We start from the raw sequence: 12098 nt of genomic DNA on the forward strand, positions 1-12098 counted from the left end.
GGCTTTGCTTCGCTTGCCCGCTTTGGCTCGCTTCGCTTTGCCTGGGTGGCTTGCTTCGCTTTGCCTTGCTTTGCTCGCTTTGCCTTGCTTGCCTTGCTTGCCTTGCTTGCCTTGCTTGCTCGGCATCGCCTTGCCGGCTCTGCCTTGCTCTCTTTGCCTTGGCCTGGATGGCTAGTTCAGGATGGCGATGCTGGGGGTGCGGACGGGGAGCACGGCGGTTTCGCAGGTGCCCAGGTCGTCGGAGGTCACGACCCAGGGATGCGAGACGTAGGTTTTCTGGATGTAGCTGTCGCCGGGTTGCAGGCGTGCGTAGTAGACGCGGCGGCCTTCGTAGTTGAGCCAGTAGATCGTTTTGATTTCTTTGCCGTGGTTGATGAATTCGACCTGGGTCGGGCGGGCGGCGTCGCGCGAGCGCAGGGTCTTGCCTTCACCGGCGCAGGAGGTGCGCTCGGCGTGGGTGGCGGGCGACAGGGCGTGGCTGGCGGCGGGCAGCGCGACGATGGCGACGACCACGCACTGCGCGAGACAAAGGGCGACGAGCCGGCTCTGGCGCGGGACGGGACAGTGCATGCTCGGGGGCTCCTGGGTCAAAGGTCTATCCACGCGCGCGCCCGGGGGAAGTACAGCGCGGCACGGGTCGGGCGGCCGTCCAGGGCGGTGACCTGGGCACAGTAGCGGCGCAGCTGCTCGCCGTGGCGTTGGCGCATGCGCGCGGCAAAGGCCTCGGCGGATTCGCCGGGCTGGGAACGGCCGGTCTTGTAGTCGACGATGAGCCAGCCGTCCTCGGTGCTGAGCGCCAGGTCGATGACGGAGACCTTGCCGGCGGCGTCGATCAGCGGCCATTCTCGGCGCGCGCCGGATTGGGACAGCAGCCATTGGCCGCGCGGGTCGGACAAGGTGGCTTGCAGCGTTTCCAGCACGGCTTCGGCGGCCGCGTCGGCCTGACTGGCGGGGATGCCGGCGCGGGTCAGCTGGCGCCGCATGGCGGACAGGCGGCTGGCCAGCGCCGTGGCCGGCCAGGCGGCGATGCCGTCGCGGCCGATGCGTTCGAGCCAGGCGTGCGCCAGCGTGCCGATGGCGGCGTCATAGCCGGCCTCCAGCTGCCAGGCGGGATGCTCGGCCGCGTCGCCCCAGCCGTCGCGCGCGCCAGCCGAGAAGCCCGGGCTGAAACTGGGCTCGGCGCGGCCGGCCAGCTGCGCCAGTCCGGCGGCGGAAATGCGACGCAGGGGCTCGCCCTGCCATTCCGGGCCGTCGTCGGCTTGGCGCGCGGCCTCGCCCTCGCGCGCCGGCGGCTCGGGCGGCGTCAGCCAAGGCCACAGGCGGCCAAGCAGGCTGGCCGCTGGCGGGGCCTTGGCCTGTCCGGCGTCGTCCACCGACACATGGCCGACCAGATGCAGGCGCTTGCGCGCGCGCGTGGCGGCCACGTACAGCAGCCGGTCCACCTCATAGGACGCGCGGCGCGCCTCGCGCGCGCCCAGGTAGCGGGATACGGGATCGGCCTCGGTCTCGGCGCGCGGCTTGACCGGGCCGAACAGCACCCGGTCGGCGTTCTGCTCGAAGCGCACCAGCGGCGCCTGATCACCGCGCGGCGCGCGGTGCAGGCCATAAAGGATGCCCGTCTCGAATTGCAGGCCCTTGGACTTGTGCATGGTCATGATCTCGACCGCGCCGTCCTCGCCGGCCGCGTCAGGCGCGGCGAACAGCCGCGCGATGCCGGCTTCCAGCGCGGCCATGTCGATCGCACCGTGCGGCGCCAGGCGCTCGACCAGCTGGAACAGGCTTTCCGCGTCATTGGCGACGGACAGCCCCGTGTACAGCGCCGGACCACCGAGGCGTCGCCAACAGGCCTCGACCCAGGCCGCGAAGGGCATGGCGCCGGAATCGTTGCGCGCGTCCAGCAGGACGGCGGCGGCCTGGCGCAGGCGTTCATACTCGTCCGCGCCCAGCACGTCGCGCGCGCGCGGTCCGGCCCGGCCCTCGTCCTCCCGCACAGCGGGCGGCGCGTCGAACAGCGAGCCCTGTACGGGCGTCTGCGAGGCGGCGGACTCCGGATCAGGTTCGCGCAGCGCCCGCTCCAGCAGCACGGGCACGGGCGTGACGTGATCATCGCCGAACAGGCGTTGCAGCGAGGTCAGCGTCAGGCCGCAGAACGGCGCGCGCAACACCGACAGCCAGGCCAGCCGGTCGGCCGGATGCGACAGCGCCCGCAGCAGTTGCACCAGATCCGCCACCACCGGCCGCAGGGCCAGCGGCACCAGGTCCACCGCGCGGCAGCTGATGCCCTCCTGCGTCAACCGGCGCGTCAGGTTGCCCAGATGGCTGCGCGCGCGCACCAGCACCGCCACGGGATGCTTGCTGCCCTTGTGTTCCTTGAGCGCCTGCCGCACCAGCGTCACCGCGATGTCCTCGGCCTGCTGCTCGGCGGCTTCAGCGTCGCCCCGCGACCAGGCGGGATGGAACTCGACGGCCGTGCCGGGCAGCGCATCATGAAAGGCCGTCGACGCGCTGTAGGCGATGGCGCCCGCGATCGGATCGTTGCTGCGCGGCATCAGGCCGACGAAGGAACGATTCACCCAGTTCACCACGCCGGCCTGCGAACGGAAGTTGTCGGTGAGGTTCAGGAATTCCGGCTTCAGCAGACCAATCCCTTTGTCCTTGACCTCCAGGAACAAGCGCACCTCGGCCTTGCGGAAGCGGTAGATCGACTGCATCGGGTCGCCGACCAGGAACAGGCTGCGGCCGTCCCCTTCCTGCCAGCCCGAGGTCAGCGTGCTCAACAGGTCCAGCTGCGTCTGGCTGGTGTCCTGGAACTCGTCGATCAGCAGATGGCGGATCGAGGCATCCAGCTTCAGCAGCAGTTCACCGGGATCGTCGGCATGGCCCAGCGCCGACGCCGCGCGCTGGGCGATCTCGATGAAGTCGATTTCGCCCGTGTCGGAGAAGCGCAGCCGCAACTGCGCCACCGCCAGCTTCAAGGTCATGAGCTGCGCGCCCAGCACCCGCCACTGCGCGTCGGTGAAGGCGGGATCGGGAATGTCGCGCGCGGCATCCAACCTGCGCACCCATGGCGCGTCGGCATCGGCGCGTTCAAGCCAGGCGACGAAGGGTTCCTTGTGCGCGCACTTGGCCGGAAAGCCCAGGTTCTTGTTGACCGTTTTGCGCAGCGAACCGGTGCCGGTCAGCAGCAGATGGGCCAGCGCGCGCCACGCGTCCAGCGCAAAGGCGTCGGGCGGCAACTCGTCGGTCCAGTCGAGCAGCGCCGCGAGCTTGTTGTCTTCCCCGCCCTCCTGCAGCTGCGTCGCGGCCAGCCGCGCCGGGCCGCTCAGCGCCTCGGCCCAGCCCAACGGCATGGCGTCGGACAGCGCCAGCAAGTCCTCGCCGATGGCATCGGCCAGCCATTCCTCCATGCTCTCGCGGTCCGAACCGTGGGCCAGCAGCGGCAGCCACTGGTCGCGCTGGCCGAGCATGTCGGCGATGGCGTCCTTGGCGGCCTGCACATCCACGTCCAGGTGTTCCAGCAGGATGCGGACTTCCTCGAAATCGTCGGCCAGATCCAGCGTGGCGCGGGCCGCGGCCTCGTAGTGCGCGCGCGCGTCGTCGGTGATCTCCGGCATGCCGCCCAGCTCGGACAGCCAGGGCATGCTGCGCACCAGGCCGGCGCAGAACGAGTCGATGGTGCGGATGGCCAGCCGCGCCGGGTGCTCCAGCAGGTGCCAGCCCAGCTCGTCGTTGCGCGCCAGCGCGTCGCGCGCCAGTTCCCAGCTGCGGCGCTCGTGCATGGACTCGGGCATGGGCTCCAGGCCGCGCCGCAGCTTGCTCAGCACGCGCGCGTGCATTTCCGAGGCGGCCTTGCGCGTGAAGGTGATGGCCACGATCTCCTCGGGCCGATTCACCGTGGCCAGCAGCGCCAGGATGCGATCGGTCAACAGCTCGGTCTTGCCGGATCCCGCCGGCGCCTGCACCAGGAACGAGCGCAACGGGTCCAGCGCCTCGGCGCGCGCGGCGTGGTCGTGGGGCAGGCGTTCTTGTTCCGCCATCTAGGCGTCCTCGTCGTCCAGGTGCAGCCGCAGGAACGGCAAGGCGTCGCAGTATTTCAGGTCGTCGCGACGATAGGCCACGTTGGGGGCCACGCCCGCGGCGTATTCGTCGGCCAGCGCCTCGATCGCCTCGCGCCAGCGCTGGCGGATCTCGGGCCAGGACAGGCCGTCGAAATACTTGCTGTCCTCGGCCAGCGTGACGCCCGCCATGCCCAGGTCGACATCGGCCAGGCCCTGCGCCGCCACCTGCCGCGCATGGATCTGCGCCAGCACCAGCCCGGCCACCTCGGCGCCAGAGGCGTCAGCCAGCACGGAGGCATAGAACGGCAGTTGCACGTTCACGGGCCGGCGGCGCGACCAGTCGGGTTCGGGCTTGGCGGCGGACGCGCCGGTCTTGTAGTCGACGATGACCTTGCGGCCGTCGTCCAGCGCGTCGATGCGGTCCAGCCGCAGCTTGAGCATCAGCGCGCCGCGCTGCCATTGCTGGTCCTTCTCGACCTGCGCGACGGAGAACGGCAGGCGCCGCGCCTCCAGGTCCAGCCAGTTGGCGAGCACGCGCCGCGCGCGCTCGCATTCCAGCGTCTTGAGCGCGGGGGCGTAATCGGTCAGGGTCTCGTCGGCGGCCTGCGCCACGGCCTGCTCCAGCAGGGGCTCCACCCGCGCCTCGGCCATGGCCGCGTGCAGCGCGTCCTGGTCAGGCAGCATGCCCCAGGCCAGTTCCAGCGCGCGATGCAGGAACTGTCCGCGCACGCTGATGGCGGCCACGTCGGCATAGGCCGCCATCGCGCGGCCGCCGAGGCGGTGGCGCACGAAGGCCCACAGGGGGTTGCGCGCCTGCGTGTCGAGCACGTCCAGACCGCCGCCGCCACGGCCGCCCGGCGCCAGCGGCGGGCCTTGCCGGTCGTCCAGCGACTCCTGCGGCAGGGGCTCGGCCGCCGCCGGCCGGGCGGGCGTCCAGTCCAGCGGCGCGGCGCCCGCGATCAGCGGCGACGGGCGCAGTTCTCGCTCGCCGTCCATGTGCGCATGGCTGACAATGATCTCGGGCGCGCAGCGGCACAGCGCCGCATACATGCCTTCGGCCCATTCGCGTTCGCGTTCGGGCGTGGCGCGCGGCGCGCGCGCCTGGCGCAGCACCGCCAGCGGCAGCAGCGGATTGGGCTTGGGCGAGGCCGGCAGCACGTCGTCGGTCAGGCCCAGCACCCAGACCCCATCCCAATAACCGCCCTCGGCCTCCAACAGGCCCAGCACGTCCAACCGCGCCGACGGGTCGCGCTGCGGCTGGAAGGTGGCCGTCCTGGCCACGCTTTCCAACAGGCGCACGGCGGCCTGCCCGCCCAGCTTGCCGGCCGCCGGCGCCAGCGCCGAGAAACTGCCCAGCGCCTCGCCCAGCGCGCCCATCACCTGATAGGCCACGCTGTCCAGCGCGGCTTCGCCCGGAAAGCCCAGCGCCGTCAGGGCCGCCTTCATGCGCGGCATCCATACGTCGCAACTGGCCTTGCGGCCGCCTTGCGTCCAGATGTCCATGGCCTGGTTCCAGGCCTGCGCCAATACCGGCGTCATCGAGAGCTGCCTGCGCCATTCCTGCGCGCTGACGCGCTGGCGGGCATCGCGCCGCCATCGACCCGCGGCGATGGCGGACAGGCGCGAGCGCTCGCGCACATCGCCGGCGCAATGGCCGGCCAGCAGCGCGGCGCCCAGCGTCTGCACGCCGCAGCCCTTGCCGTCCGCGCATTCGGCCAGCGCGCGCAGCCAGGCCAGCGCCGCGCGCGCCATCGGCCATTCATCCAGTGGCCGGCCCACGGCCACGTTGAACGCCAGCGCGGGCGCGCCGTCGCGGCCGGCCAGCGCCTGGCCCAGCACGCGCCGGGCGAACACGGATTCGGCTTCCAGTTGCGGCGAGACGATGGCGTAGCGACCTGTCGGATGGACCTGCAATTGCGTCGCGGCCCAACTCGCGGCGGCGCGCCACTCGCTGCCCTGATCCGGGGCCTCGAAGCGACGCGGCTGCGCGGGCGCGCGCTGCGCGTCGCGCCACTGGCCGATGTCCGAGCCCTGGGCCGCGAACGCGTCCAGCAGGCGCGCGAAGCGCGGCGAGACCTCGGTGAAGCCGGCCAGCACCAGCCGCTGCGGCGTTGCCAGCCGGCCCTGGCCCAGCGCGTCCAGCACGCGCGCATAACCCTGGTTCGCATCCTCGGCGTCCAGCTCGGCCAGGGCCTCGCGGTAGCGCAGGCGCCAGCGGGCAAAGCCCTTGTATTCATCGGTGTCCGCGCCCGATGGCACGCGCAGCTCCCACTCGTCCATGAGCAGGTCGGCGTCCATGGCCAGCCGCGCCGCCTGGCGCGCGTCCAGCAGCACGCGCTCGGCCTCCTCGGCGCGGATCGCCTCGGTCCACACCATCTGCGTGGCGAAGCTGTCCAGCCGATATGCGGGCATGTCGCCGCCGGCGTCGAACGCCAGCTCATTAGCCGACTCAGCCAGCCAGGCGGACAGGGGCACGATGCGCGGCAGCTCGCTGACCTGCCGCTCGGCGCGCAACAGGCCCGCCAGCTCCAGCGTCAGGCGGCGGGCGAGGCGGTTGTTCACGGTCAGCACCAACGTGCCGGCCGCTGGCAGGCCGCCGATATCCGGCAATGACAGTTCAGGATAGGAAAGCGGTGCGTCCTGCATGGGCACCCGCCGCGAGCATGGCGCGCGCGGCGGCGAAAGAAGGCCAGGCCGTAGGATACCGCGAGCGCCGCGACCTGTTTGCGTCCGGGCGAGTCAAAAACCGCAGAGCGCGGCCAGGTTTTCCCAATGGATCTGCATGTCGGGCGTGGTGTACCCCCAGAACGCCAGGCCCAGCGCCAGGACCAGCGCCAGGCCGCTCCCGATCCGCCAGCCTCGGCGGATCGGGAGCTTGCTTTCAGGCGGATGCGGGCTCATATCGGATTCCATGATCGGCCGGGACGGGGATGCGCGTCAGGCGGCGGCGGGCTGCGCCACCGGCTGCTCGCGCACTGGCAGGCACAGCAGCGCGGCCAGCACGGCCAGCACCACGCCCAGCCACCAGACCATATCGTAGTTGCCGGTCTTGGCATAGGCGTAGCCGCCCAGCCAGACGCCAACGAAGCTGCCCAGCTGATGACCCAGGAACACGATGCCCGACAGGGTGGCCGCATAGCGCAGGCCGTAGATCTGCCCGATCAACCCCTGCGTCAACGGCACCGTGCCCAGCCAGAACAGTCCCATCCAGGCGGCGAAGACGTACAGCACCCACGACGACAGCGGCAGCCAGAGCAGCAGCAGGATACCGAAGGCGCGCATGCCGTAGACCACGGCGAGCAAGCGCTTCTTGCTGTACTTGCCGCCCAGCTTGCCGGCATAGAACGAACCCAGCACGTTGAACAGGCCGATCAGCGCAATCGCGGTGGCCCCCTGCGCCGCCGTCAGGCCGCCGTCGGTGACATAGGCCGGCAGGTGCAGCGTGATGAAGGCGGTATGGAAGCCGCAGACGAAGTAGCTCCAGAACAGGAAATGGAACGACGGATGCCGCACGGCCTGACGCACCGCCGCAGCCAGCGACTGATGCGGACCCGCATGGACCTGCGGACGACCGCGCAGGTAATAGGCCAGCGGCGCGGCGCAGGCCACGAACAGGGACAGCACCCACAGCGCGCCCGGCCAGTCCAGGCCGTTGATCAGCACCTGCCCGGTCGGCACCACCGCGAACTGCCCCATCGAGCCGCCGGCGCTGGCGATGCCCATCGCGGTGCTGCGGTAGGCGGGCGGCACGGACCGCGCCACCACGGGCAGGATCACCGGAAAGGTCGTGCCGGCCTGGCCCAGCCCCACCAGCACGCCCGCTGTCAGGTACAGCGTGGTCTCGTCGGTGGCGAAGCGCGTGCCGATCATGCCCAGCATGTACAGCACCGCGCCCAGCGCGATGGTGCGGCCCGAGCCGTAGCGGTCGGCCAGGATGCCCATGAAGATACAGGCGCCGCCCCAGACCAGGTTCTGCAGCGCGAAGGCCATCGAGAACACGTCGCGTCCCCAGCCATGGGCCAGCCCCATGGGCTGCATGAACAGCCCGAACGTGGCCCGCACGCCCATGGCGAGCAGCACCACCAGCGTGCCCAGGATCAGGGTGCGCATGGAAATCTTGTCAGTTTGGCTGGACATGAAAGCCGTGTCTCTTATTGAATCATTATTGATTGTCGAAACGCCGCTCCCCTCCATGGGACGGCGCGGCGCCTGGGGCCAGACCGGCCGGGCGCAAACATGAACATGATAAACAAATGCGGGCGCCGCCCCGGCAATATCCTTGTCGCCGCATCGTCCTTGGCCGGATCGGCGCGGCGCGTCCGTGGCTTTCCGCCGCGCCGGCTTGGGCCGGAGCCGTCAAGATCCGGCTCCGATTTGGGGCTTGGCCGTCCTGCTGATAGACTTGCGTCCGGCTTGAAACGACCGGGTTGCCGGTGACGCGCTTGCGCGCCCCTGGCGACACACGGCGGACCATACGGGTGCGCTACACTTTTCCCGGACGTTTCAACGCAGCATCGAGGCTCGGGCGCATGGCGCCAGGCCAGGACTGGCGCCTCTCACGCCAGCATCCGTCTCGCCGTAGTTAAATGGATATAACCGGCCCCTCCTAAGGGTCAATTGGTGGTTCGATTCCACCCGGCGAGGCCACTTCATCCCCCTTCAGTTCCCCTCCCCCGCGCCCTCCCGCCACGCGTGAAAATTGCCCGCGTTCAGCAGGATGAGGGTTATTCCGGGCTACGCTCACGCGCCGCGCGACGGTAGCGTCTCGGGACGCCAATTGTGACGAATCTTTCCGGCGTCAATACGTCCCCATAATTTTTTTCGGCGATGATGGTAATTCGTCTTGCCTACTACTTGAAATTACTGTTTAAATTCGACGCGTAAGCCTCTAATTCATCTGGACTTTTTTTGAAGTGCCCGACGAACGGCGTACGAAACATCTCTATACAGACTGACAAGCCTGCTGAAACCATGGCATTTACCTGGACACGTGCAATTGCGAACGCGATAGCGCCCATGGCGCTGGCGATGTGCGCGCTCCTGCCCCCCGCCGCGCAAGCCGCGAAAAATTCCGATCCTTGCAAGACCAACGCCAAATCGGCGGCCTGCAAGGCGCAACAAGCCAAGAAAGCCCCCGCCCCGTCCGCCAAGTCCGGCGCTGGCAAAGCCGCCGCTGGCAAACCCGCCGCCGGCAAGGGCGCATCGCCGAAACAGGCCGCCGGCAAGGCCTCGTCCCCCAAGCAAGCCGCTGGCAAGGGCCCCGCCTCCAAGCAGGCCGCGGGCAAGGCGCCCGCCCCCAAGCATGCCGCCGCGCCCAAGCAGCCGGCCGGCAAGAAGGCCGCCGCGCCCAAGGGCGGCAAACCCGCCGCCGTGGCGCAGAAAGGCACGCCCAAGGCCAACGCCGCCGGCAAGGGCGGCAAAGGTGGCAAGAACGACAAGCCCAACAACCCCGGCCGGGGCCGGGCGGCGGTCGCCGCGGCATCCTCGGCCGCCATGCCGCCGCCGGCATCGTCGGTGCGCGCCGAAGCCGCCGCACTGCGCTCCAGCACCGCCTACGTGCAGGACCTGGAAACCTCCACCGTGCTGTTCGCCAAGAACGAGAATGTGGTGCGCCCGATCGCCTCGATCTCCAAGCTGATGACGGCCGTGGTGGTGGTGGATGCCAACCAGCCCATGAACGAAATGCTGGAGATCACCGATGACGACATCGACGGCCTCAAGCACACGACCTCGCGCCTGCGCGTGGGCACCCGGCTGAGCCGCGGCGACATGCTGCACCTGGCGCTGATGTCTTCCGAGAACCGCGCCGCCAACGCGCTGGGCCGCAACTACCCGGGCGGCCTGCCGGCTTTCGTGGCCGCCATGAACGCCAAGGCGCAGGCGCTGGGCATGACCAGCACGCGCTTCATCGAGCCCACCGGTCTGTCCAGCGACAACGTATCCTCGCCGCACGACCTGGCCCGCCTGCTGCGCGCCGCATCGCAGCGACCGCTGATCCACCGCTACTCCACCGACACCGAGTACGACGTCGAGATCAACAACCGCACGCAGACCTTCCGCAACACCAACCTGCTGGTGCGCAAGCCCGACTGGGATATCAAGGTCTCCAAGACCGGTTTCATCAACGAGGCCGGCGAGTGCCTGGTCATGCTGGCCCGCATCAACGGCCGCGACCTGGCTATCGTGCTGCTGGACTCGCAGGGCAAGCTCTCGCGCATTGGCGACGCGGTACGCATCCGCCGCATCGTGCAGAGCGAAGTCGCGCTGGCGCAGGCCCAGCCCGGCGGCTGAGACCGGCGCAATCGCCAGACACCGAAAGGGCCCGATCAGATGATCGGGCCCTTTTCCTTTGCATCGGGATCAGGCGGCCGCGCGTCGCCGGGAGGGCAGCGGCTGCGCGTCATAGAGCGTGGCGGGCAGGCCCTCCAGCACGGCCTTGGCGTTGAGCGAGCGGATCGGCACCGCCGCGTCCAGCGGAATGCGACCCTCGGCCTGCAACAGCTGGTAGCGCAGGCAGCACACGCGCAGGAAGGACGTGAAATTGGCCGCCTGGCCGCGGTATTCGATCAACTCGTCGTAGAGGCGTTCGATGAGCTGCGTGACCCGCATGCCGTCGCGGCCGGCGATTTCCTCCAGCACCTGCCAGAACAGCTGCTCCAGCCGCAGGCTGGTGGCCACGCCGTGCAGGCGCAGCGAACGGGTTTCCGGCGCATAGGACTGCTCGCTGGCGCGGATGAAGATTTCACACATGGGAGCTCCGGATGCGAGGGACGGAACGGCGTGCCATTCAGGCGGGGACGCCCGCCGTCCAATGTACGACGATAGACACGGCAGCGGCAAGGCGCTGCCGGGCCCCGTCCCCGACGCCGGCATCTTGATCCATGTCATGGCCGTCCGTGGCCAGACGGCCGACGATAGAAATATCGACCACACAACGGAGGATCCTATGGACAAGACCATGAAAGCCGCCGTGGCCAGGGCGTTCGGCAAGCCGCTGGCCATCGAGGAAGTCGCGGTGCCCCGACCCGGCGCGGGCGAGCTGCTGGTAAAGATCGAGGCCTGCGGCGTCTGCCATACCGACCTGCACGCCGTGGAAGGCGACTGGCCGGTCAAGCCCAACCCTCCGTTCATTCCCGGCCATGAAGGCGTGGGCCATGTGGTGGCCGTAGGCGCCGGCGTCACCCACGTCAAGGAAGGCGACCGCGTCGGCATACCTTGGCTGTACTCCGCCTGCGGCCATTGCGAGCATTGCCTGGGCGGCTGGGAAACGCTGTGCGAACAGCAGCAGAACGCCGGCTATTCAGTCAACGGCGGCTTCGCCGAATATGCGCTGGCCGCGGCCGACTACGTGGGGCTGCTGCCCGCCAACATCGGCTTCGTGGACATCGCGCCCGTGCTGTGCGCCGGCGTCACCGTGTACAAGGGCCTGAAGATGACGGACACGCGCCCGGGCAACTGGGTGGTGATCTCGGGCATCGGCGGGCTGGGCCACATGGCGGTGCAGTATGCCCGCGCCATGGGCCTGAACGTGGCGGCCGTCGACATCGACGACGCCAAGCTGGAGCTGGCCCGCAAGCTAGGCGCCGAGGTGGCCGTCAACGCGCGGACCACGGACCCGGCCACCTACCTCAAGCGCGAGATCGGCGGCGCCCACGGCGCGCTGATCACCGCCGTCTCGCCCAAGGCCTTCGAGCAGGCGCTGGGCATGGTGCGGCGCGGCGGCACTGTCGCGCTCAACGGCCTGCCGCCCGGCGATTTCCCGCTGTCGATCTTCGACATGGTGCTCAATGGCGTGACCGTGCGCGGATCCATCGTCGGCTCGCGGCTGGACCTGCAGGAATCGCTGCAATTCGCCGCCGAGGGCAAGGTGCGCGCCACGGTCGCGACCGAACGGCTGGAGAACATCAACCACGTGTTCGACCGCATGCGCAGCGGCCAGATCGAGGGCCGCGTGGTGCTGGACTTCGCCTGAGCACGGCCTTCCCGGCGCGACACGCGCGGGGTTCGCCAAAAAAAGCGGATCCGGGATGACGCGAAGCG

The 12098-nt window shown here is 69.6% G+C and carries 8 protein-coding genes and 1 tRNA gene; 3 read left to right on the forward strand and 6 right to left on the reverse strand.

The annotated features are described in order from the left end of the window. Window positions 1-171 precede the first annotated feature (171 nt). From AC6LJ5_RS28480 to AC6LJ5_RS28500, 5 genes are all read right to left on the reverse strand, one after another. Window positions 172-570: a VHL beta domain-containing protein gene (locus AC6LJ5_RS28480; RefSeq protein WP_498142265.1), complete on the reverse strand. Its 399-nt coding sequence runs from the start codon at window positions 568-570 to the stop codon at window positions 172-174. Between the two features lie 17 nt (window positions 571-587). Further along, window positions 588-4037, reverse strand: coding sequence for a UvrD-helicase domain-containing protein (locus AC6LJ5_RS28485; protein WP_498142266.1), 3450 nt, complete (start codon window positions 4035-4037; stop codon window positions 588-590). After that, the gene (locus AC6LJ5_RS28490; RefSeq protein ID WP_498142267.1) at window positions 4038-6704 is read right to left on the reverse strand and encodes a PD-(D/E)XK nuclease family protein; all 2667 of its coding nucleotides are present in this window, start codon (window positions 6702-6704) and stop codon (window positions 4038-4040) included. Between the two features lie 93 nt (window positions 6705-6797). Beyond that, window positions 6798-6959 carry a hypothetical protein gene (locus AC6LJ5_RS28495; RefSeq protein WP_498142268.1) on the reverse strand — a complete coding sequence of 54 codons (162 nt, stop codon included), beginning with the start codon at window positions 6957-6959 and terminating at the stop codon, window positions 6798-6800. A gap of 36 nt (window positions 6960-6995) precedes the next feature. Beyond that, window positions 6996-8195, reverse strand: coding sequence for an MFS transporter (locus tag AC6LJ5_RS28500; protein WP_103275760.1), 1200 nt, complete (start codon window positions 8193-8195; stop codon window positions 6996-6998). Window positions 8196-8630: 435 nt separating this feature from the next. On the opposite strand from AC6LJ5_RS28500, the gene AC6LJ5_RS28505 reads away from it, so the two are divergent. Continuing rightward, window positions 8631-8705: transfer RNA gene (locus AC6LJ5_RS28505), tRNA-Arg, on the forward strand. Between the two features lie 324 nt (window positions 8706-9029). Next, window positions 9030-10349 carry a D-alanyl-D-alanine endopeptidase gene (gene pbpG, locus AC6LJ5_RS28510; protein ID WP_498142269.1) on the forward strand — a complete coding sequence of 440 codons (1320 nt, stop codon included), beginning with the start codon at window positions 9030-9032 and terminating at the stop codon, window positions 10347-10349. Window positions 10350-10418: 69 nt separating this feature from the next. On the opposite strand, the gene AC6LJ5_RS28515 is transcribed toward pbpG, so the two are convergent. Then, window positions 10419-10808, reverse strand: a complete 390-nt coding sequence (locus AC6LJ5_RS28515; RefSeq protein ID WP_103275762.1) for a ribbon-helix-helix domain-containing protein — start codon at window positions 10806-10808, stop codon at window positions 10419-10421. Between the two features lie 196 nt (window positions 10809-11004). Here AC6LJ5_RS28515 and adhP point away from each other — a divergent pair, with 196 nt between their 5' ends. After that, a complete protein-coding gene (adhP, locus tag AC6LJ5_RS28520) occupies window positions 11005-12030 on the forward strand; it encodes an alcohol dehydrogenase AdhP (protein WP_498142270.1) in 1026 nt (341 codons plus the stop codon). Window positions 12031-12098: the final 68 nt, after the last annotated feature.

This window comes from Achromobacter sp. 1011791174, from assembly GCF_059760925.1.

What these genes read in the sequence shown, in the direction of transcription:
- AC6LJ5_RS28480 (WP_498142265.1), bottom strand. Translation starts at nt 570, where the DNA reads ATGCACTGTCCCGTCCCGCGCCAGAGCCGGCTCGTCGCCCTTTGTCTC.
- AC6LJ5_RS28485 (WP_498142266.1), bottom strand. Translation starts at nt 4,037, where the DNA reads ATGGCGGAACAAGAACGCCTGCCCCACGACCACGCCGCGCGCGCCGAG.
- AC6LJ5_RS28490 (WP_498142267.1), bottom strand. Translation starts at nt 6,704, where the DNA reads ATGCAGGACGCACCGCTTTCCTATCCTGAACTGTCATTGCCGGATATC.
- AC6LJ5_RS28495 (WP_498142268.1), bottom strand. Translation starts at nt 6,959, where the DNA reads ATGAGCCCGCATCCGCCTGAAAGCAAGCTCCCGATCCGCCGAGGCTGG.
- AC6LJ5_RS28500 (WP_103275760.1), bottom strand. Translation starts at nt 8,195, where the DNA reads ATGTCCAGCCAAACTGACAAGATTTCCATGCGCACCCTGATCCTGGGC.
- pbpG (WP_498142269.1), top strand. Translation starts at nt 9,030, where the DNA reads ATGGCATTTACCTGGACACGTGCAATTGCGAACGCGATAGCGCCCATG.
- AC6LJ5_RS28515 (WP_103275762.1), bottom strand. Translation starts at nt 10,808, where the DNA reads ATGTGTGAAATCTTCATCCGCGCCAGCGAGCAGTCCTATGCGCCGGAA.
- adhP (WP_498142270.1), top strand. Translation starts at nt 11,005, where the DNA reads ATGGACAAGACCATGAAAGCCGCCGTGGCCAGGGCGTTCGGCAAGCCG.